17 protein-coding genes are annotated in these 20,005 nt (G+C 72.0%); 7 read left to right on the top strand and 10 right to left on the bottom strand.

Annotation, left to right across the window (positions count from 1 at the left end; all coding sequences use genetic code 11):
* Positions 1-27: 27 nt before the first annotated feature.
* Positions 28-411 (bottom strand): DUF5997 family protein, encoded by a 384-nt coding sequence (locus OHT57_RS06705; RefSeq protein ID WP_328745117.1) that lies wholly within the window; start codon positions 409-411, stop codon positions 28-30.
* A gap of 58 nt (positions 412-469) precedes the next feature.
* On the opposite strand from OHT57_RS06705, the gene OHT57_RS06700 reads away from it, so the two are divergent.
* Positions 470-1,258 carry a LysR substrate-binding domain-containing protein gene (locus tag OHT57_RS06700; RefSeq protein ID WP_328745116.1) on the top strand — a complete coding sequence of 263 codons (789 nt, stop codon included), beginning with the start codon at positions 470-472 and terminating at the stop codon, positions 1,256-1,258.
* Between the two features lie 96 nt (positions 1,259-1,354).
* On the opposite strand, the gene OHT57_RS06695 is transcribed toward OHT57_RS06700, so the two are convergent.
* Together OHT57_RS06695 and OHT57_RS06690 are read right to left on the bottom strand one after the other, a co-directional pair.
* Positions 1,355-2,524: a GDSL-type esterase/lipase family protein gene (locus OHT57_RS06695; RefSeq protein ID WP_328745115.1), complete on the bottom strand. Its 1,170-nt coding sequence runs from the start codon at positions 2,522-2,524 to the stop codon at positions 1,355-1,357.
* Positions 2,525-2,539: 15 nt separating this feature from the next.
* On the bottom strand, positions 2,540-3,109 hold the full coding sequence (locus OHT57_RS06690; RefSeq protein ID WP_328745114.1) for a TetR/AcrR family transcriptional regulator: 570 nt from the start codon (positions 3,107-3,109) through the stop codon (positions 2,540-2,542).
* A 71-nt stretch (positions 3,110-3,180) separates the two neighbouring features.
* Here OHT57_RS06690 and OHT57_RS06685 point away from each other — a divergent pair, with 71 nt between their 5' ends.
* The 3 genes from OHT57_RS06685 to OHT57_RS06675 all read left to right on the top strand — a co-directional run bounded on the left by OHT57_RS06685 (position 3,181) and on the right by OHT57_RS06675 (position 8,053).
* Positions 3,181-3,678 (top strand): FBP domain-containing protein, encoded by a 498-nt coding sequence (locus tag OHT57_RS06685; protein WP_328745113.1) that lies wholly within the window; start codon positions 3,181-3,183, stop codon positions 3,676-3,678.
* A gap of 197 nt (positions 3,679-3,875) precedes the next feature.
* On the top strand, positions 3,876-6,536 hold the full coding sequence (locus OHT57_RS06680) for an ATP-binding protein (RefSeq protein WP_328745112.1): 2,661 nt from the start codon (positions 3,876-3,878) through the stop codon (positions 6,534-6,536).
* A 101-nt stretch (positions 6,537-6,637) separates the two neighbouring features.
* Positions 6,638-8,053: an FAD-binding oxidoreductase gene (locus OHT57_RS06675; RefSeq protein WP_328745111.1), complete on the top strand. Its 1,416-nt coding sequence runs from the start codon at positions 6,638-6,640 to the stop codon at positions 8,051-8,053.
* 39 nt (positions 8,054-8,092) lie between these two features.
* Here OHT57_RS06675 and OHT57_RS06670 read toward each other — a convergent pair whose 3' ends face one another.
* Positions 8,093-8,569, bottom strand: coding sequence for an Lrp/AsnC family transcriptional regulator (locus tag OHT57_RS06670; protein ID WP_328745110.1), 477 nt, complete (start codon positions 8,567-8,569; stop codon positions 8,093-8,095).
* 209 nt (positions 8,570-8,778) lie between these two features.
* Between OHT57_RS06670 and OHT57_RS06665 the strand changes: the two genes are divergently transcribed.
* Positions 8,779-10,266, top strand: a complete 1,488-nt coding sequence (locus OHT57_RS06665; RefSeq protein ID WP_328745109.1) for an FUSC family protein — start codon at positions 8,779-8,781, stop codon at positions 10,264-10,266.
* Positions 10,267-10,386: 120 nt separating this feature from the next.
* Positions 10,387-11,418: a lactonase family protein gene (locus OHT57_RS06660; RefSeq protein ID WP_328745108.1), complete on the top strand. Its 1,032-nt coding sequence runs from the start codon at positions 10,387-10,389 to the stop codon at positions 11,416-11,418.
* A 78-nt stretch (positions 11,419-11,496) separates the two neighbouring features.
* On the opposite strand, the gene OHT57_RS06655 is transcribed toward OHT57_RS06660, so the two are convergent.
* Positions 11,497-12,420 (bottom strand): sirohydrochlorin chelatase, encoded by a 924-nt coding sequence (locus tag OHT57_RS06655; RefSeq protein WP_328745107.1) that lies wholly within the window; start codon positions 12,418-12,420, stop codon positions 11,497-11,499.
* A 95-nt stretch (positions 12,421-12,515) separates the two neighbouring features.
* Positions 12,516-13,511 carry an N-acetylglucosamine kinase gene (locus OHT57_RS06650; protein WP_328745106.1) on the bottom strand — a complete coding sequence of 332 codons (996 nt, stop codon included), beginning with the start codon at positions 13,509-13,511 and terminating at the stop codon, positions 12,516-12,518.
* A 142-nt stretch (positions 13,512-13,653) separates the two neighbouring features.
* On the opposite strand from OHT57_RS06650, the gene OHT57_RS06645 reads away from it, so the two are divergent.
* On the top strand, positions 13,654-14,331 hold the full coding sequence (locus OHT57_RS06645; protein WP_328745105.1) for a uracil-DNA glycosylase: 678 nt from the start codon (positions 13,654-13,656) through the stop codon (positions 14,329-14,331).
* 19 nt (positions 14,332-14,350) lie between these two features.
* Here the strand turns inward: OHT57_RS06645 and OHT57_RS06640 are convergent, their stop codons facing one another.
* The 4 genes from OHT57_RS06640 to OHT57_RS06625 are packed head-to-tail and all read right to left on the bottom strand — an operon-like array spanning position 14,351 to position 20,003.
* On the bottom strand, positions 14,351-15,595 hold the full coding sequence (locus OHT57_RS06640) for an ROK family transcriptional regulator (protein WP_328745104.1): 1,245 nt from the start codon (positions 15,593-15,595) through the stop codon (positions 14,351-14,353).
* Between the two features lie 9 nt (positions 15,596-15,604).
* Complete coding sequence (locus OHT57_RS06635) at positions 15,605-18,169, bottom strand: beta-galactosidase (RefSeq protein WP_328745103.1); 2,565 nt, start codon at positions 18,167-18,169, stop codon at positions 15,605-15,607.
* Positions 18,166-19,098 carry a carbohydrate ABC transporter permease gene (locus OHT57_RS06630; protein WP_328745102.1) on the bottom strand — a complete coding sequence of 311 codons (933 nt, stop codon included), beginning with the start codon at positions 19,096-19,098 and terminating at the stop codon, positions 18,166-18,168. Before OHT57_RS06630 ends, OHT57_RS06635 begins: the two co-directional genes overlap by 4 nt.
* Positions 19,098-20,003: a carbohydrate ABC transporter permease gene (locus OHT57_RS06625; RefSeq protein WP_328745101.1), complete on the bottom strand. Its 906-nt coding sequence runs from the start codon at positions 20,001-20,003 to the stop codon at positions 19,098-19,100. Before OHT57_RS06625 ends, OHT57_RS06630 begins: the two co-directional genes overlap by 1 nt.
* Between the last annotated feature and the right edge of the window lie 2 nt (positions 20,004-20,005).

The raw sequence follows: 20,005 nt of genomic DNA, 5'->3' as shown, positions 1-20,005 counted from the left end.
CGGACGCCGGCCGGGGAGATCCTCCGGTCAGTCCTGCGCGGCCTGGTTCTTCTCCTTGATGCGCGCGGTCTCCTTGCGGACCTCCGCCTGCGTGGCGCGCTCCTTCTCCAGCCACTCGGGCAGGTCCTGGCGCAGCGCCTCGATCTGCTCGGTGGTGAGCGGCTCGGTGACGCCGCCACGGGCGAGACCCGCGATGGACACACCCAGCCTCGCCGCGACGACCGGGCGGGGGTGCGGACCGTTGTTCCGCAGGTCCTGCAGCCACTGGGGCGGATTCGCCTGGAACGCGTCCAGTTCGGTACGCGAGACGACACCCTCCTGGAACTCGGCGGGGGTGGCGGGGAGGTACACACCCAGCTTCTTCGCCGCGGTCGCGGGCTTCATCGTCTGGGCGCTCTGGTGCGACTTCATGGAATCAAGACTATCGGCCGCGCGCGGGGGCGCCGACCACAGTGGGTAGCCTGGCCGCGTGACAGACCTACCAGCATCCCCCTCCTTCCGGCTCGCGTACGTCCCCGGGGTGACGCCCGCCAAGTGGGTGCGGATCTGGAAGGAGCGCCTGCCGGGCATCCCCCTGGAACTCCTCCAGGTCAGCGTCGCCGAGGCCCCCGAGGTGCTGCGGGACGGGACCGCGGACGCCGCTCTCGTACGGCTGCCGGTCGACCGTACGGTGTTCAGCGCGATCCCCCTCTACACCGAGACGAGCGTGGTAGTGGTCCCCAAGGACCACGTGGTGACCGCGGCGGAAGAGGTGACCCTGGAGGACCTGGCCGACGAGGTCGTCATCCACCCGCTGGACGACGTGATGGGCTGGGACCGGCCTCCCGGCGAGCCGGCCTTCGAACGCCCCGCCACCACCGCGGACGCCGTCGAGCTGGTGGCGGCGAACATCGGTGTCCTCGTCGTCCCGCAGTCCCTGGCCCGCCTCCACCACCGCCGCGACCTCACCTACCGCCCGGTCACCGACGCGCCGGAGTCCGGCGTGGCACTTTCCTGGCGCGAGGACGCGACGACGGACCTGGTCGAGGACTTCATCGGGATCGTGCGGGGGCGGACCGTCAACAGCTCGCGGGGGCGCACACAGCCGGAGCCGGAGGGCAAGCAACGGCCCGGGAAGAGCGAAGGACGCAAGCCGGCCGCGGGTGCCCGGAAGGGTGCGGCACGGGGGTCTTCCGGCGCCGCCAAGGGCGGCCGCGGCGGACCCGGCGGCGCAAAGGGCGCGGGCGCCCGAAGGGGCAAGCCCAAGCGCAAGGGCTAGCCTCAGCCCTCAGCCCGGAGCCGCACGTTGTGTTCCCGGCCGCGCGGGTCGGTCCGCCCGGTGGTCCCGCCGGTCCGGGATGCGCGGGGCGCCGCTTCAGTCGCCGGCGAACGCCCCGTCGGTCCCGAAGGCCACGCCGTTGAAGCGTTCCCCGATCAGGCGATGCGTCGCCGCGTCCGGGTGGAGGCCGTCCGGCAGGGGCAGCTCCGCCGAGTCGGCCTCGCCGTACAGTTCGAGGCCGTCCACGTAGTGCAGGTTCGGGTCCTCGGCGGCCCTCTGCTTCACGATCCGGGCCAGTTCCTCGCGGATCACCCGCAGGGTCAGCTTCCCGCTCGCCTTCTCCGCGGGATCGCCCATCGTCAGGAACCGCAGCCGGCCCTCGCCGATCTCGCCGAAGTCCGGGAAACACGGGCCCGGAGTGTCCTCGTGGAGGGGGCACAGGATGGGCGAGACGACCAGCAGCGGCGTCTGTGGGTGGCCCTCGCGGACCGTGTCGAGGAAGCCGTGGACCGCGGGTCCGAAGGCACGCAGCCGCATCACGTCGTGGTTGACGATGTTGATCCCGATCTTGAGGCTGATCAGGTCGGCGGGGGTGTCCCGTACGGCCCGTGCGGTGAACGGGTCGAGCAGCGCGCTCCCCGCCAGGCCCAGGTTGATCAGCTCCACGCCGCCGAGTCGCGCGGCGACCGCGGGCCAGATGCGCGTGGGGCTGGCCGCGTCGGAGCCGTGGCTGATGGAGCTGCCGTGGTGCAGCCACACCCGGCGGTCACGGGCCGGCGCGGGCTCCACGGGGGCGTCGGTGCGCAGGGCGATCAGCTCGGTGGTCTCGTTGTGCGGGAGCCATATCTCGACGTCCTTGACCGCGCCGGACAGTCCGCCGAACCGGACGGTGCCGGGCGGGCCGGGCCGGACCTCGGACGTCCCCGTGGTCATGTCGACGGTGATGACATGGCCGGCGCGCACGCTGCCCTGTCCGGCCTGGCGGCCGTCGACGAGCAGGTCGTACACACCGTCCGGGCGGGCCGGGGCACCCACGTAGGCCCGCTTGGTGGGGAGCGTGTCCAGCTCCACCGCGGTGGCCCGGGTGCGGAAGGCCAGCCGTACGCCGGAGGGCTGGGACTCCGCCATGGCGAGCTGTCCGTCGGTGTTCTGGGCGCGGGCCCGGGCGGGCAGCCGGTGCGGCAGGACCCCGTGCTCGGTGCGCTCCACGTCGAGGGCGCCGCGCAGCAGGTCGGCGGTGACGGGTGTGGTGATCCAGTCGTGCATGTCCTCAGCCTGTCGTCAGCGGGTGGGCCAGTTGCGCAGCAGCGCGTCGAGGGCGTCCAGGATCCGGGTCCAGGACTCCTCGGAGTCGGGGGAGCTGTGGCTGAACCCTCCTGCCCCCTCCAGACTCGCGTAGCCGTGGAAGGTGCTGCCCAGCAGCCGTACGGCATGGGTCCGGTCGGGTTCGGGCAGGTCGTAGCCGCGCAGGATCGCCCGCATCATCTGCGCGTGCCGTACGCCCGCGCCGGCGGCCGCCGTCTCGGGATCGAGCCTCATCCGGGCCGCCGTGGCACGGCCGGGGTGCGCGTGGGCGTAGTCGCGGTAGACGTTCGCGAAAGCGGTCAGGGCGTCCTTGCCGGCCCGCCCGGCCACCGCGTCGGCGGACAGGTCGGCGAGTTCCTCCAGGGCGAACAGGGCGATCCGGGTCTTGAGGTCCTGGGAGTTCTTGACGTGCGAATACAGGCTCGCGACCTTGACGTCGAACCGCCGGGCGAGTTCCGAGGCGGTCACCTGTTCGAAGCCCAGCTCGTCGGCCAGCTCCGCGCCCGCCCGCACCAGTCGCTGTGTGGTCAGCCCAACCCGTGCCATAACCGTCCTCTCGTATGCCAGAACCGATTATGCATTTGCCTAAAGCTTTTAGGCAAACTAGCGTGCTTCTCATGGAACCGCTGACCGAGCAAGAGATCCGTGCCGCCTTCGTGAATTGCTCCAAGGGCGAGGCGAAGCGGCTGTCCGTTCCCCGCGATCTGGCCGACCGGCCCTGGGAGGACCTGGACCACCTCGGCTGGCGTGATCCGCAGGCCCCCGACCGCGCCTACCTGGTGGCGGTACTGGACGGCCGCCCGACGGCCCTCGTCCTGCGCAACTCCGCCGCCGGGTCCTGGCAGACGCGGCGGAGCATGTGCTCGATGTGCCTGACCGTCCACACCGGCGGGGTCTCCCTGCTGGTCGCGCCGCGGGCGGGCAGGGCGGGGCAGCAGGGCAACTCGGTCGGCGCCTACATGTGCGACGACCTCGCCTGCTCGCTGTATGTGCGGGGCAAGAAGGACGTGGGCACCGGGGCGCGGTTGCACGAGACGCTCACCGTGGACGAGAAGATCCGGCGCACGGTGACGAACGTCGCCGCCTTCGTCGCCAAGGTGACGGCCGCCGTGTAGGACGCCTGCGCCCTCGAGGAGTTCCGGGCGATGTACGTCGCCCGGTGCGCGGGGACGGACGCTGAATCGACTCGCGCCCCTTCGGACTCAGGCGAACCGCAGCCGGCGTCGACGGCCGGCCCGTTCACGCACCCGAGGCCGTCGGACCGTCCGTAGTGCAGGGCCGTTCCGGCGCCTCGGGTGGCACAATCGGGCCCGTGGATTGGGGGATCCTCGAGCGCGAGCCCGAGCTGGCGCGACTGGCCTCGGCCGCGCGGGAGGCGGCGGACGGGGCCGGATCCGTGGTGCTCGTCCTCGGAGAGGCCGGCATCGGCAAGTCGAGCCTGGTGAAGGCACTCCCGGACCACCTGCCGCACGATATGCGGGTCCTCGTCGGCGAGTGCGACGACCTCGCCACCCGCAGGCCGCTGGGTCCCTTCCGCGACCTCATCGGCAGCGTGGGCCGCGAACTCGCCGACGCCGTCACGGAGGGCGGCGACCGCCACCGCGTCCACGAGGCACTGCTCGAAGAACTACGCGGAGCGGTACTCGTCGTCGAGGACGTCCACTGGGCCGACGAGGCCTCCCTGGACGCCCTGCGCTTCCTGGTCCGGCGGATGGAACGGCTGCCGGCCCTGCTCGTCCTGACCTACCGCGACGACGAGTTGAGCCGTGAGCATCCCCTGCGACAGCTGCTGGGCCAGGTGTCCCGGGCGCCCCGGGTGCACCGCCTGCCGCTGGCCCGCCTCTCCCTGAACGCCGTACGCACCCTCAGCGCCGGCCGGGTCGACCCCGCCCAGGTGTACGCGGTCACGAACGGCAATCCCTTCTTCGTCGCCGAGATCCTCGCCGCCGGCGGCACGGGGGAGGTGCCCCCGACCGTCGTCGACGCCGTGCTCGCCCGGCTGCGGGGGCTGCCCGGGGCCACCGTGGACGCACTGGAGCAACTGGCCGTCGTCCCGTCGGCCGTCGAACGCCCCCTGGTCGAGGCGCTGCTCATGGAGCGGGCGGCCGTCCCGACGGAGCCGGACGGGCACGGCTCCCCGGCGGCCGGCGAGCCCGGCCCTCTCACGGACGGGGTGTCCGTCCTGGCCGCCGCCGAACAGCGCGGCCTGCTCACCGTCACCCCGGAACGGGTGGCGTTCCGCCATGAGTTGATCCGAAGGGCCGTCGCCGATTCCCTGCCCGCAGCCCGGCGCATCGGCCTCAACCGGGCCGTTCTCGCGGCCCTCGTCGCCCGTCCGGGATCCGACGCCGCCCGTGTCGTTCACCACGCGGCGCACTCCGGTGACCAGGACGCCATCGCCCGCTACGGACCCGACGCGGCGAAGGACGCCTCCGTGGCGGGCGCCCACCGAGAGGCCGCCGCCCACCTCCGGCTCGTGCTGCGCGGACGGCACCGCTACGCCCCCGCCGAACTCGCCGACCTGCTCGAACGCTACGCGGTGGAGAGCTACACCATCGCCGACTCGGCCGCCGCCGTCGCCGCCCAACGTGAGGCCGTCGCCCTGCGCCGGTCGCTCGGCGACACCCTCGCCCTCGGCGCCGACCTGCGCTGGCTGTCCCGCATCCACTGGTGGGCCGGCAACGCCGACGAGGCACAGGAGGCCGCCCGGGAGGCCGTGGCCGTTCTCGAACACGCGGGAGACGACAGGCTGTTGGCCCTCGCCGTCAGCAACACCGCCCAGCTGCGCATGCTGTCCGAGCGCTACGCCGAGGCCGTCGAGCACGGTGAACGCGCCATCGCCCTGGCCCGCAAGGCCGGCGACCCCGCGATCCTCGCGCACGCCCTCAACAACGTCGGCACCGCCCGCTGGCGCTCCGGAGACCCCGGCGGCAGGGACCAGCTGGAGGAGAGCCTCGACGTCGCGCTCGCCGCCGGTGAGGTCGAACACGCCTGCCGCTCCTACGCCAACATCATCTGGACGCTGCTCGACAACCTCCAGTACGACGAGGCCGACACCTTCCTGCCCCCGGCGATGGAACTCGCCGACCGCGCCGAGCACTTGGGCTTCCTCAACTACCTCCACGTCGAACTCGCCATGCGCAGGCTCGCCGCCGCCGACTGGGGCGAGGCAGAGAAGCACGCGGAGTACGGCATGCACGACTTCGTCCCGGCCCGCTGTCCCGCCCTGACCGTCCTGGCACGGGTTCGCATCCGCTGCGGTCGTCCCGGCGCCGGTGAACTCCTCGCCGAGGCCTGGGAGATCGCCGTGGAGACGAAGGAACTCCAGCGCACCGGGCCGGTGGCGGTGGCGCGGGCCGAGGCGGCCTGGCTGCGCGGGGACGCGAAAGCAGTGATCGAGGCGGCCGGGCCGGTCCACGCCCAGGCGAGCCGGCTGCCCGGCGCTCCCTACCGGTCCGATCTGGGCTACTGGCTCACCAAGGCGGGCCACCCCGTCCCGCCCGACGACTCGGACCATCCGTACGCGTTGCAGGCGCGTGGGCAGTGGCGGCGGGCCGCCGAACTCTGGAACGCCGCGGGCTGCCCCTACGAACACGCCGCCGCGCTCGCCGAGAGCCCCGACCCCGCCGACAAGCTGGCAGCCCTCGCCGCCTTCGACGCGCTGGGAGCGGAACCGGCGGCCAAGCTCCTCCGCGCCGAACTGCGACGGCTCGGTGTGCGCCGCATCCCCCGCGGGCCCCTCGCCGCGACCCGGGAGAACCCGGCAGGTCTCACCGAACGCCAGCTCCAGGTCATGCGGCTGCTCGCCGAAGGGCTGACCAACGCGGAGATCGCCGCCCGGCTCGTCGTGTCGGTCAGGACGATCGACAACCATGTGCGGGCGGTGCTCGACAAACTTGGCGCCCCGAGCCGACGGCAGGCCTCCGCGCGGGCGGCGGAGCTCGGACTTCTGCCCGGCGGCGCCCCGACGTAGGTACCCCGGAGCGCCGAGCTGGGTGACGGTCACGGATGTCCTCCTGCGCGTGACGCGAGTAGAACGGACGAATCAACCCGATTCGGAAAACGGGGGACCACATGTCCAGCACACCCGCCCAGGCCGCACGCCGGGAACTGACCGGATTCACCGGGGAGTTGATCGGACCCGACGACACCGGCTACCAGGAGGCCCGCACCGTCTACAACGCCATGATCGACCGGCGCCCCGCCCTCGTCGCCCGCTGCGGCGACGCGGACGCGGTGGCCCGCACCATCGGCTTCGCCCGCGCCCACGGCCTCCTGCTCGCCGTGCGCGGTGGCGGCCACCACGGCGCGGGACTCGGCACCGTCGACGGGGGAGTGGTCGCCGACCTGTCACCCCTGAAGGACATCCAGGTCGACCCCGAGGCCCGCACCGTGCGGGTCGGGGGCGGCTGCGTGTGGGGCGAGGTGGACCGCGCCACCAACGCGCACGGCCTGGCCACGCCCAGCGGCATCGTCTCCACGACCGGCGTCGGCGGCATCGCCACCGGCGGCGGGCTCGGCCACCTGACCCGCAAGTGCGGGCTGACCATCGACAACCTCCTGGAGGCCGACGTCGTCCTCGCCGACGGCCGTCGGGTACGGGCGAGCGCCGACGAGAACAGCGACCTGTTCTGGGCGATCCGGGGCGGTGGCGGCAACTTCGGGGTCGTCACCTCGTTCCTCTTCCGGCTGCACGAGATCAGCACGGTCGTCGCCGGGCCGACCTTCTGGCCCGTCGAGGCCAGTGCCGAAGTCCTCGCCGCCTACCGGGACTTCATCCTGGACGCACCCCGCGAGCTGGGCGGCTTCTTCCTGCACGGCACGGTCCCGCCCGCCCCGCCGTTCCCTGAGGAGATCCAGCTGCGCAAGACGGCCGGCGTGGTGTGGTGCTACGCGGGCGATGATCCCGAGGCCGCCGCCCGTGAGATGGCCCCGTTGCTCGACGCCCTGCCCGCACCGCTGCTGCACGCGCCCATGGTCATGCCCCACCCCGACCTGCAGTCCATGTTCGACGGGCTGTACCCGCCCGGCCACCAGTGGTACTGGCGCGCCGACTTCGTCGAGACCATCCCGGACGACGCGGTCGAACTGCACGCCAAGTTCGGCGCCGAGGTGCCGACCATGCAGTCGAGCATGCACCTGTACCCGGTCGACGGCGCCGCCCACGACGTGGGCCGGCAGGACACTCCCTGGGAGTACCGCAACGCCAACTGGGCGTCGGTCTTCGTGGGCGTGGACCCCGACCCGGCCAACGCCGAGCTGATCAAACGGTGGACCGTCGACTACTTCGACGCCCTGCACCCGTACGCGGCCGGTGGCGCCTACGTCAACATGATGATGGACGAGGGCCAGGAACGCGTACGCGCCAGCTACGGCGGCAACTACGACCGTCTGGCCCGCATCAAGGCCGACCGGGACCCGGACAACGTGTTCCGCCTCAACCAGAACATCCAGCCCGCACCGAGGCCGACGCACGGGGCGCGGCCGTAGGACAAGGCGTGAGTGGGGTGCGCCGACGGATGTCGGCGATCAGTTCCGGGTGGCGCGCCCCACCGCCTCCACCAGCGGCAGCAGCCGGTGCGCGACCCGCTCCCGCAGTGCCACCTCGGTGCGGGTCCGCACCACTCCCGGCAGGCTGATCACCTTCTGGATGACGTCCTCCAGATGCCCGTTGTCCCGCGCCACGACCCGCGTCAGCAGATCTCCGCCGCCCGCGATCGAGAACGCCTCGATGATCTCCGGTACGGCGGCCAGTGCGTTCCCCACGTCGTCGATCCGCCCCTGGGTGACCTCGATGTGCACGAAGGCGAGTACCGGATGACCGAGTGCGGCAGGCGACAGCGAGGGCCCCGTGCCGGTGATCACACGGTCCCGCTCCAGACGGTCGAGCCGCGCCTGCAGCGTCCCGCGCGCGACCCCGAGGAGTCGGGCGTACTCGCGCACGCTCGTACGCGGCCGCTCCAGCAGCAACCGCAGGATCCGGGTGTCGAGCTCGTCCACGGCCATGGCGTACGGCCTCCTCGTGCATGGTCCGTTGGCCCGTCGCCGGACACCCCGGAACCGCTTCCACTGTGCCAATGGCCCAGCATATTCGGCCTGGCTTGAGCCGACAGTGGTGAGGGTGCTGCAATGAGCCCGTCAATGGCGCTGCGGACCCCCGCGGCGCCTTTTCCGTGCCGGTGTCCGGGGCGGCCGAGGGTTTCAAGGGGCGGTACGTGCTGAAGAGGGTGTTCATGTCGCCGGACCCCGGCCGGGTCCGGCTGCGCTTCGCCACGCGCGCGGTGCTCGGCATCGGCCTCGCGGTCATGCTGTGCGGTCTCGCGGGCCACTCGCTCACCGGTGCCGTCACCGGCGGCCTCGCCGCGATGCTCGCCCTGTTCACCGTCACGGACGCCACCGTGCGAGGGCAGGCGGTCACCACCGCGCTGCTGCCCGCCGTCGGCCTGCCCGTCCTGACCGCGGCGGCCGCACTCCACGACCACCCCGTCGCCCGCGACCTGACCTTCCTCGCCGTGGTCGGTGCGGGCGGATACGCACGGCGCTGGGGCCCACGCGGGCACAGCCTCGGCATCTTCGCGTTCATGACGTTCTTCGTGGCGCAGTTCCTGCACGCGACCGCCGGCGATCTGCCCGAGCTGTACGCCGCCGTCCTGCTGTCCCTGCTCACCGTCGCCGCGGTCCGCTTCGGCCTGTGGTGCTACGAACGCCGGCTGCCCCCGGCCCCCGTCCCCGCACCGCCTGGCGGCGTCGGCCTCGCCCGCGTGACGACCCGCCAGGCGATCCAGGCCACGGCCGGCGCGGGCTTCGCCCTCGTCGTCGGCCAGCTGATCTCCGGCCAGCGCTGGTACTGGGCCGTCGGCGCCACCTGGTGGATCTTCGTGAACACCGCCTCCCGCGGCGAGACCCTGGTGCGTGGCTTCCGCCGCATACTCGGCACGGTGATCGGCATCGGACTGGGCCTGCTCGTCGCCGTACCGCTGCGGGGAACGCCGACGCCCACGGCCGTCCTGGTCGCCGTCTGCGTCTTCGGCATCTTCTACACGGCCGCCGTCTCCTACACCTGGATGATGCTCTGGGTCACCCTGCTCGCCGAGCTTCTCTACGGCCTCCTCGGCGTCCTGGACCCCGGGCTGCTGGCGCTGCGGCTCGCGGAGACGGGGATCGGCGCGGTCGGGGCCCTGCTGGCGGTGCTGTTCATGCTTCCGGTCACCACCCACGCCGTCACCGACGCCTGGATCCGGCACGCCCTGCGCTGCGTCCGCGCCTGCACCGCGGAGGCCGCGGCCCTGCTCGCCGGTGGGACGGGGGCCGACCCTGCCGACCGCGTGCGCGAACTGGAGCAACTGCTCGGCAGGGTCCGGCTGTCGGTCGCCCCGCTGGTCCACCCGCTGAACCCGATGCCGGCCCGCAAGCGACGCGCCCGGCGGGTGCTCGCCCTGCTCGACGACTGCGCCCGCGAGATCCGCGGTCTGGTCGCGGTCACCGCCGACCCCGAGGCCTCGCACGACGCCCGCCTGACCGCCGCGTGCCGGAGGGTGGAGGTCGCGGTGGAGGCCCTCATGGCCGGCAGGGACCTCCCGTTCGCCGAGCGCCCTGCGGCCGAGGAACCCGCGCTGGCCCATCTGCACGGACTGGAGCGGGCGCTCGCGGAACTGGCGGCACCGCTGCGGACGCCGTCCGGCTCGCCGCTGGTGGGAGCCTGACCCCGCCCGGCCCCCCTGCCGTGTCCGTGAAGGACCGGCATTTTTTGGCCAGGGTTGGTCTAGACCGGTGGTGATCGCTGCTACCGTGCCCCGAATCGCACAGACCGAGAGGGGACGACTGTGGCAGACGGCGACGGGCGGCGACGCGCCTACATCGGATCGTTCACGGCGGCCGGGGGCCCCGGCATCGTGATGGCCGCGGTGGCCCCGCAGACGGGCGCGCTGAAGGCATTGGGCGCCCTGAACGGCGTGCCCGACCCGTCGTACCTGGCCCTGTCGGCCGACGGGGACATGCTGTACGCGGTCAGCGAGAAGGCCGAGGGCGCGGTGGCCGCGTACCGGGTGACCGGTGACAAGCCCGAGCCGGCCGGGCCGCCGGTTCCGGTGGACGGAAACGGGCCCACCCACCTCGCCGTGCACGCCGGGCACGTGCTGACCGCGAACTACGGCTCCGGCAGCGTCACAGCCGTCCCCGTACGCGCCGACGGCACCCTCGCGGGCGCCCCCTCCGGGGTGCTCCGGCACATCGGCTCGGGCCCGTACACGCCCCGCCAGCAGGGTCCGCACGCCCACCAGGTGCAGCCCGACCCGAGCGGACGGTGGATCGTCAGCGTCGACCTCGGCACGGACTCGGTGCGGGTGTGCGCGCTGACGGACGGCACCCTCGACGTGCACCGCGAGATCGCCCTGCGTCCCGGCTCCGGCCCGCGCCACCTCGCCTTCCACCCCGACGGAACCCGCGCCTACGTCCTCAACGAACTCACCCCCACCGTCACCGTCTGCCACTGGGACGCCGAAGAAGGCGCCCTGAAGCCGCTGAGCGAGGCCCACGTGCTGGCCGGCGCCCCCTCGGGCGACGCGTACCCGTCAGGCGTCGTCACGTCCCCCGACGGACGTTTCGTGTGGACCGCCACGCGAGGCGAGGACGTCCTGTCCACGTTCGCCGTCGAGGGCGACGCCCTGCGGCTGGTCGGCACGGTCCACTGCGGCGGCGACTGGCCGCGCGCCCTCGCCGAGTCCGGCGGCTTCCTGTACGTCGCCAACGAACGCTCCGGTGAGGTGGCCTGGTTCGCGGTCGATCCCGACACGGGTCTTCCCTACTACGGGGGCTCGATCGAGGTACCGGCCGCGTCCTGCGTGATCTTCGACTGAACCAGGGCGTCACAGCATGCCGAAGGGCCCGCTCCGATGTGGAGCGGGCCCTTTCGGCGTCGCGGGTGCGGTGCGCGGTCAGCGCACCGGGGCACCCTGCACCTGCTGCGGGGCGATGCCCAGCGCGGTCGTGTACTTGGCGAGGGCGAGCTTGCCGATCGCCGGGTAGGGGCCGAGCGGCTCGGCGGCGGAGCAGCCGGCCTCCTTGGCCGCCTCCTCGATCACCGCGGGGTTCATCTCCGGCCCTATCAGGTACGGCGCCAGCGCGAGCTGCTGCGAACCGGAGGACCGCAGTTGCTCGGCGATGGAGGCGATCGAACCGTCCTGGTCGAGCGCCGCGGCCATCACCGGCACGGCCAGGCGCGCGGCGAGCAGCATGCCGGTGATCCCCGCAGCCTGCACTGCCTCCTCGCCGCCCACGGCGGCCAGCACGATGCCGTCCGCGGCCGTCGCCACCGTGAACAGCCGGGCACGGTCCGCGCGGGCGAGACCGGCCTCCGACAGCCGCACGTGCAGCGCCTCGGCGAGCAGCGGGTGCGGGCCCAGCACATCGGTGAGGTCGGCCGCGATCCGGCTGTCCATCACGGCCTGACGGATCCGGCGCAGCAGCGCGTTGTCCGGACCGGCGAGCAGCGGGACGACGACGGCGACGGGACCCTCGGGCTCCTTGACGTCGGCCCCGGCGGCCCTGGCCTGCTCGTAACGGGCGGTGCGCTCCTCCGCGGCATGCGTGAGGATGGCCTGGAGCGTGGGGAACTCCCCGTCGTCCCCGTCGAGATACCCGATCCGGGCGTCGAGGCCGGGGAGCTCGGAGCGGGCGATGCTCACGACCTCCTCGGCGAGACTGCGCGTGGCGGCCGCGGGCGTGCCCGGCACCGCGAGGACGAGCGCGGGCGCGCCCTCGGGAGCAGCCAGAGGCTCGGGTCGGCGGTGCCGCCCGGGCTGGCGAGGTCGCGGCATTCGTACTGGCAGGCCGGACGCGGGCCCAGTGGGGGAGCTCATGGCGAGGCATGTTACTGGTTTCCGGGGCTCCCCTGTTCGGGGAGGGTGCAGGTGAGCGGTATCCGTCCGGTTTTGTCTGATGAGTTACGTCCGCTTCAGCCCCTCTTTGGGGTCACCACGTACAGCATCGACGGGTCACTCGGGAGGATGAACGAACCCCGCGCCAGTTCTGTGGCGATCTGTACCGATCCGTCCAGTGGCCCGCCTGCCGCGGCGACCAGCCGGGCATGCGGCAGCAGTCTCTTCAGCTCCTCCTCCAGCGGTACGACGAGGGCGGCACCCATCGAGAACAGGCCACCGGTGCGGCTGAGGCACGGCTCACCCTCCGCCGGACAGACGGCGGCCACCGACTCGGCCATGTGCTGGGCAGCCCGGCGCAGGATGCCGCCCGCGACCGGGTCGCCCTCGGCGCAGGCCGCCACATGAGGCGCGAAGGAGGCGAGCACGGCGGGCCGGTCCGTACGCGGGTAGAGCTTGCCGGGCAGCTCCCGCACCGGTCCGAACAACTCCTCGGCCACGGCCAGCAGTGCCGTCGAACCCCCGGGCCGCCCGTCGTGGGCGCGCAGCGCGGCCTCGAGCCCCGCCCGCCCGATCCACGCGCCGCTCCCGCAGTCGCCCAGGAGATGTCCCCAGCCGTCCGCGCGACGCCAGCACTTCAGATCGGTGCCGATCGCGATCAGACCGGTACCGGCGGCGACGACGGCCCCTGCACGTGGTCCGAGAGCACCGGCGTAGGCGGTCACGGCATCCGCGGCGAGCGCGACGGTCCGGACGCCGAACTCCCGTTCCAGCGCGCCGGGGAGCTCGGCCCGCAGCGCATCGCCCAGGCTCGCCAGACCGGCCGCCCCGACCACGGCGGTGCCCAGCCCGGTCACTCCCGCCTCGGGCGACAACGACCGGACCATGGGCACCAGTTGTTCCATCAGATGTCCCGGATCGATGCCGCGCGGTCCCGTACGCACGGGAATCCGTGACTCCCGCGTGGCCGTGGGCCGCCGACCGGGGGCGCCCAGGACGACCCTCAGCCCCGAGCCGCCGGAGTCGACGGCCAGGAACCCTTCACCGGCACCGGGGCCGGCCGGACCGGGCACGGCAGAAAGCGCAGGCCGGGACAAGTTCCACTCCTTCTCGAATACCGGGTGGGAGGGAGGACCGGCGCCCGTGGGGCGCTCCTTGTCCGAACGCTTCCCCGTGTATGCGGCGTGCCGATGTCTGCCAGTAGAGTGACACGCCGTGGCACCACGACCCTTGCATGAACTTGTTGAAGCGGGCTGGGCGAAGGCTCTTGAACCGGTGGCCGAACGCATCGCCGTCATGGGGGACTTCCTCCGGGCCGAGATAGCGGCAGGCCGGACCTATCTGCCCGCCGGGGCGAACGTCCTGAGAGCCTTCCAGCAGCCCTTCGACGACGTCCGCGTCCTGATCGTCGGTCAGGATCCCTATCCCACGCCGGGTATGGCGATCGGTCTGAGTTTCGCGGTGGCGCCCGAGGTGCGTTCCCTGCCTGGGAGCCTGGAGAACATCTTCCGGGAGATGCACTCCGACCTCGGGCTGCCCAGGCCGTCGAACGGCGATCTGACCCCGTGGGCCGAGCAGGGCGTGCTGTTGCTCAACAGGGCGCTGACGACGGCCCCGCGCAAGCCCGGAGCGCACCGCGGGCAGGGCTGGGAGGACGTCACCGAGCAGGCCATCCGGGCGTTGGCGGCGCGCGGCAAGCCGCTGGTGTCGATCCTGTGGGGGCGTGACGCCCGCAACTGCCGTCCCCTCCTCGGGGACCTCCCGGCGATCGAGTCGGCACACCCGTCACCGATGTCGGCGGACCGCGGCTTCTTCGGCTCGCGCCCGTTCAGCCGGGCCAACGACCTGCTCGTCGGGCAGGGCGCACAGCCGGTGAACTGGCAACTGCCCTAGCACGCCGGGCCCGCAGAGGTCAGTGGACGTGTACCGGGTCCTGCCGGGGCCGGGTTCCGACCGGCCCGGCCAGGCCGAGCCGGTCGAGGAACTGCTGCAGCGTGAAGGCCGCCATGCCGAGGGCGACGGCGTTGCCCGGGACCTGGGAGGGCTCCACGGTGAGTCCCCGCAGGGAGCCGGGCATGACATGCCGGGGAAGTTCCTCGCGCACGGCGGGCACGAGCCATTCGGCCAGGGCCTCCGAGGCCCAGCCGGTGAGGGTCACACAGGGGATGTTGAGCAGGTTGACCAGGTCGCCGAGCGCCGCGGCGAGGTAACGCGAGGTCCGCAGGACCAACGCGGCCAGCGCCGGATCGCCCGTGGCGAGGCCGTCGGCGACCGCCACCACGAAGTCGCGCTGCCCGGACCGCCGGAGCGTGGGGTGCTCCGGGTGGATCTCGACGAGCGTGGTGCGCAGGCCGGGGGCGCCGACGTACGCCTCGACGCAGCCGCGCCGACCGCAGCGGCACTGTCTGCCGTCCAACCGCAGCAGCGTGTGACCCCACTCACCGGCGTTGTTGGTGGCGCCGCGGATCAGCGCCCCGTCGATGGCGATACCGGCGCCGACGCCCGTGCCGAGGTTGATGACGGCCATGCTGTCCACGACGCGCCCGACGCCGAACCACATCTCGGACAGGGCGACCGCCTTGAGCGGGTTGTCGACGTACACCGGGACCGGGAGGACCTTCTCCAGCATCTTCTCGACGGGGACGTCGTGCCAGTCCCAGTTGGGTGCGAAGACCGAGACGCCGGCGTCCGGATGTACGTGCCCCGGCATGCTGACCCCGACGCCGATGACGCGCTCCCGGTCGAGGCCGCCGACTCCGACCGCGGCCCCGACGGCGCGAACGATCCCGCCGATCACGTAGGCGGGATCGTTCTCCTCCTCGTCCAGCGCGACCTCGCCGTGACCGACCACGCCCAGCGCGAGGTCGTACAGCGTGGCGTCGACGTAGGTCTCGGCCACGTCGACGCCGACGACGCGGCCGCGCTCCGGGTCGATGGCGAGCCGCTCCTGCGGCCGGCCCCCAGTGTTGCGTTCCACGTCCGAGATCCGCAGGACCCCCTCGGACAGGAACTCGGTGACCAGCGTCGCCACGGTCGCCGGACTGAGTCCCGTGTGCCGGGCGAGTTCCTGGCGGGTGGACGGCCCCAGTTCGAACATGGCCTGCAGAACCGTGAAGCGGTTCTCGCTGCGAAGATCCCGAGCCGTGTGCCGCGCCACTGTGCTCCCTCAGTCGTCAGATGCCTCCAGCCACAGCGTACGGAGCTCCGGATCACCCGCTCCGGCGGAGCCCCTCACCAGCAGGGTCAGACCGGACCACCCAGCCGGGATCCACAGCATGTTCGATTCTCCGCCGGAGAACGCCGGCCGGTCGCCGAGCCAGACCCGGCCCACACACTCCCCGGCGGCCCATCCGGTCACCCGGATCTGCGAACCCTCCAGCCGCACCAGACGGCCGACCCCGGACGCCGGCAGATCGAGGTCGAGCCACACCTCCTGCCCGGGTTCCAGGGCCAGCGGGAGCCGGACGTCCCGGCCCTGCGTGGTGTCGGCCGTGGTGGCGAACCCGGTCAGCAGATCGTCGTCCTGTGCGGCGCACGACCAGTCCGTCACCGGCTCCAGGTCGAGCAGTTCGGCACCCAGGCCGCCGCCGCTCGGGTGGTGCGGCAGCGTGACCGAGACCCGATGGGTCCCGGCGGGCAGCAGCACATAGGGGTCCTCGGCGTGGACGGTCCACGGCTCGCCGTCGTCCACACTCACCCGCAGCGGCTCGACCACACCCCGCAGGTGCAGCGCCGACGCGCCGGCCGACCCGATCTCGCGCGTGTAGGTGACGGGCAGGCCGACACGGGTGCTGCTCCACCCGCCGAGGACCCGCAGCGGTGCGGGCCGCCCTGTCCAGTGGCCGGTCACCGACCACAGGGCGGACACGTCCGTCAGCCCCCGGACCGCCCACAGCGCGCCGAGTCCCCGCAGCGCGCCCAGGCGCAGGGCCGGCAGTCGCACGTCGTCGAAGTTGGCGTGCCCCCAGATCTCCACGACGGCCTCGACGTCGACCCGGCCGGTCGTCTCGCGGACGTCGACGCGCTCGGCCGCGCCGAACCCGGCGATCGTGGGATGCGTCCGCCCACCGACCGACAGGTCGACGATGTCCGCCGCACCGACGAGCAGCAGCTCGTCGACGCCGGTCAGATCGGCCGTGGTCCGGTAGACCCCACGACCCCGGTACACACCCGACGCCTCAAGCGACGGCGGCAGTTCGTGATTCCCCGCCGGCTTCTCGGGAGCCGCTGTCGTCCGCCGTCGCACCTCCCGTACGGCGACAGGCGGCGCGTCGGTCGGATGCGCGGTGCCGTCGCGGTCGGTCGCCCGCAGGCGTACGGCGTCCTCGGGCGCCAGCGCGACGAGGATCAGCCCCTGGACCGACGCCCGCTCGGGCGCACCGGCCCTCGGCGCCGGGATCTCGACCCGTGTGTCCCTCACGACGACGGTGACAGGCACCTCGGAGGAGAACGTCAGCACGCCGTCCGACGCGGCGACCAGATCCGCCGACGCGAGGGTGAGCGTCCCGTCGTGACCCCACGGCCGCAGCGGTACGTCCGCCAGCATCAGCGGACACGAGTCCGGGGCCACGGCGACGGGCACGCCGTTCACGACGGCCGTGCCGGAGGTCTTGCCCAGATGGGGTACGGCGATCAACTGGCCGCCCCCGTCGAGGTCCAGGGCGGACGGCGACGAACTGGTCGGGAAGTCCGCGGTCACGGGAACCCGGGGCAACGCCGAGGTGGCCAGGGCCAGTTGGGGGCCCAGGGTGTCGATCACCTGTGCCAGCAGCTGCGCCTCGGCGTACTCGGGGCGCTCAGCACCGGTGGAGGAGACATAGCCGCCGAAGTCGTAGCCGTGACTCATGAAGTTGCCGGGACTGCCCCAGTTCCCCGTGGACGGCGTGTACCCGAAGTTCCAGCCGGACGACTGGAGATAGGGCGCGATCAGCGAGGCGCCGCTCGCCAGGAGCCGCCGCAGGGTGCGGTGACGCCGATTGGTCTCGGTGATCAGCAGGGGCAGGTCGCGAGCCGCCAACACCTCGGCGTAGGCCCGGACTTCGGGCTCGATGTCCGGTGAGTCGTCGTCCGGGTAGAAGTTGCACGCCGCTACGACACCGGGGACGTCACCGGTGGCTCCCTCGATGTCACCCTGCCCGGAGCAGGCGATCAGCGGCACGGTGATGCCGTGGCGGATCGCCTGGTCGCGCAGGGCGGTGAGATATCCGGTGCGGTCCTCGCAGTCGAAGAAGTCCAGCTCGTTCTCCAACTGCACCATCAGGACCGGGCCGCCGGCCGGGTACTGGCGTTCGGCCAACAGCGGCAGCACCCGGTCGAACCAGGCCGTGACCTGCGCGAGGAAGCGCGGCTCGTACTGCCGTACACGCAGGTCGGGGTCGAGACCCAGCCACGCCGGCAGCGCGCCGCCGTCCCACTCGGAGCAGATGTAGGGGCCCGGCCGAGCGATGACGTACAGCCCGACCTCCTGCGCGAGGTCCAGGAACGCGGCGACGTCGCGCCGGCCCTCGAAGTCCCAACGTCCGGGCGCCGTTTCGTGGAAGTTCCACGGCAGATAGACGTCCACGCAGGTGTAGCCGGAGTCCCGGACCTGTTCGAGCCGGGCACGCCACTGCTCCCGCGGCAGACGGAAGTAGAACAGGGACGCGCACAGCACGACCCGCGGGCCGTCCTCGGTGCGGATGCCCCGGGCGTCGAGGGTGACGCCGGTGCCGACTGTGATGGGGTGGCTCACTTGACTCCCGCGCTTCCGCCGCTGATGTCCATCTCGTACAGGTAACGCTGGCCCAGGTAGTAGACGGCGATCATCGGCAGGGTGAGGAGGATCGAGCCGACCATCACCAGGTTCCACGGCGGCGGCTGGCCCGCAACGGCGGTGGTGGTGATGTACTGCACGCCCAGGGCGAGAGGCATCTTCGTGTCGTCGTTGAGGTAGATCAACGGCCCCATGAAGTCACCCCAGTTGTAGGTCAGGGTGAAGATGCCGATGGCGATCAGCACGGGCCACAGCATCGGCAGCATGATGCGCCGGTAGATGCCGAAGAACCCGAGTCCGTCGACCATGGCCGCCTCGTCGAGCTCGCTGGGCAGACGGGAGACGAACTGCCGGACCAGGAAGACGTTGAAGGCGTTGGAGAAGAAGTTCGGCACGATCAACGGCAGATAGGTGTTCACCCAGCCCAGATCCTTGAACAGGATGAACTGCGGGATCATCGTGATCTGCGTCGGGATCATCATCGTGGCGATGACGACGAGGAACATCACGTTCTTGCCGGGGGCCCTCAGCCGGGCGAAGGCGTAACCGACCAGGCCGCTCGACACCATCTGGCCGATGACCGAACCGAGCGAGATGAGCAGTGAGTTGATGAGGAACCGGCCCATCGGCAGATCGCTGCCGAAGACCCGGGTGAAGTTCCGCCACTCGAACTCGTGCGGAAGGATCGAGAAGGTGTTGGTGCTGACCGTGTGGTCGCTCGACAGCGAGATCGACACGGCGAACACCAGCGGGATCGAGAGGATCGCCGACACCACGATCAGGGTCGCGTAGGTGAACGGTGTCGCGCGGAAGATCCCCAGAACCCGGGGCGGGGCGCCCGCGTGCTTCTCGTCCTCGGCGGGCCGGCCACCCTGCTGCGGTGCGACGGGCGGTGCGAGGGTCGCCATCACTTCACCTCGGTCTCGTAGAACACCCAGCGGCGGGTGGTGCGGAAGGCCACCAGGGTGAACACCAGGATCACGGCGAACAGCAGCCATGAGATCGCCGAGGCGTAGCCCATGTGGTAGTAGGAGAAGGCCTGGTCGAAGAGGTACGGCACCATGGTCTGGCTGGCGTTGTAGGTGCCGGGCTGGGAGGACTTCGGGGTGAGGATGTACACCTGCGAGAACACCTGGAACGCCCCGATCAGGCCCATCACCAGGTTGAAGAAGATGACCGGGGTCAGCTGCGGGAACGTGATGCTCCAGAACTGCCGCACCGGTCCGGCGCCGTCGATCTCGGCCGCTTCGTACAGCTCCCGCGGGATGCCCCTCATGGCGGCGAGCAGCAGGACGGTCGCACTGCCGGCGCCCCACACCGACAGCAGGACCAGCGCGTACTTCACCCACGACGGGTCGAGGAGCCACTGCGGCCCCTTGATCCCGACCCAGCCGAGCACGTCGTTGAGCGGACCCGAGGGGGCGAGCACCACCCGGAAGGCCAGCGACGCGGCGACCAGGGGGACCAGGGTCGGCAGATAGATCAGGGTGCGGAACAGCTTGCGGGCCCGGACCTGCTTGTTGAGCAGGTTCGCCAGCCACAGACCGACCAGCAGTCCCAGCGGTACGGAGACCGCCGCGTAGAACAGGGTGTTGCCGAGGGCCTTCCAGAAGACCGGATCCTCGGTGAGCAGCCTGGTGTAGTTGTCCAGGCCGACCCACTTGGGCGGGGTGAAGGAGTCCCAGTCCGTCATCGAGAAGTAGATCGACGAGATCATCGGCCCGAGCAGGAACGCGAGGAAGCCGATCACCCAGGGCGAGACGAACAGGTAGAACGAGAGCGCCTCACGGCGCCGCAGCTTCGTCATGGCCATCG

This window comes from Streptomyces sp. NBC_00285, from assembly GCF_036174265.1.
Classification (GTDB): Bacteria; Actinomycetota; Actinomycetes; order Streptomycetales; family Streptomycetaceae; genus Streptomyces.
Note: the sequence above shows the minus strand (reverse complement) of the source record. Positions and strands in the feature narration are given on the sequence as shown.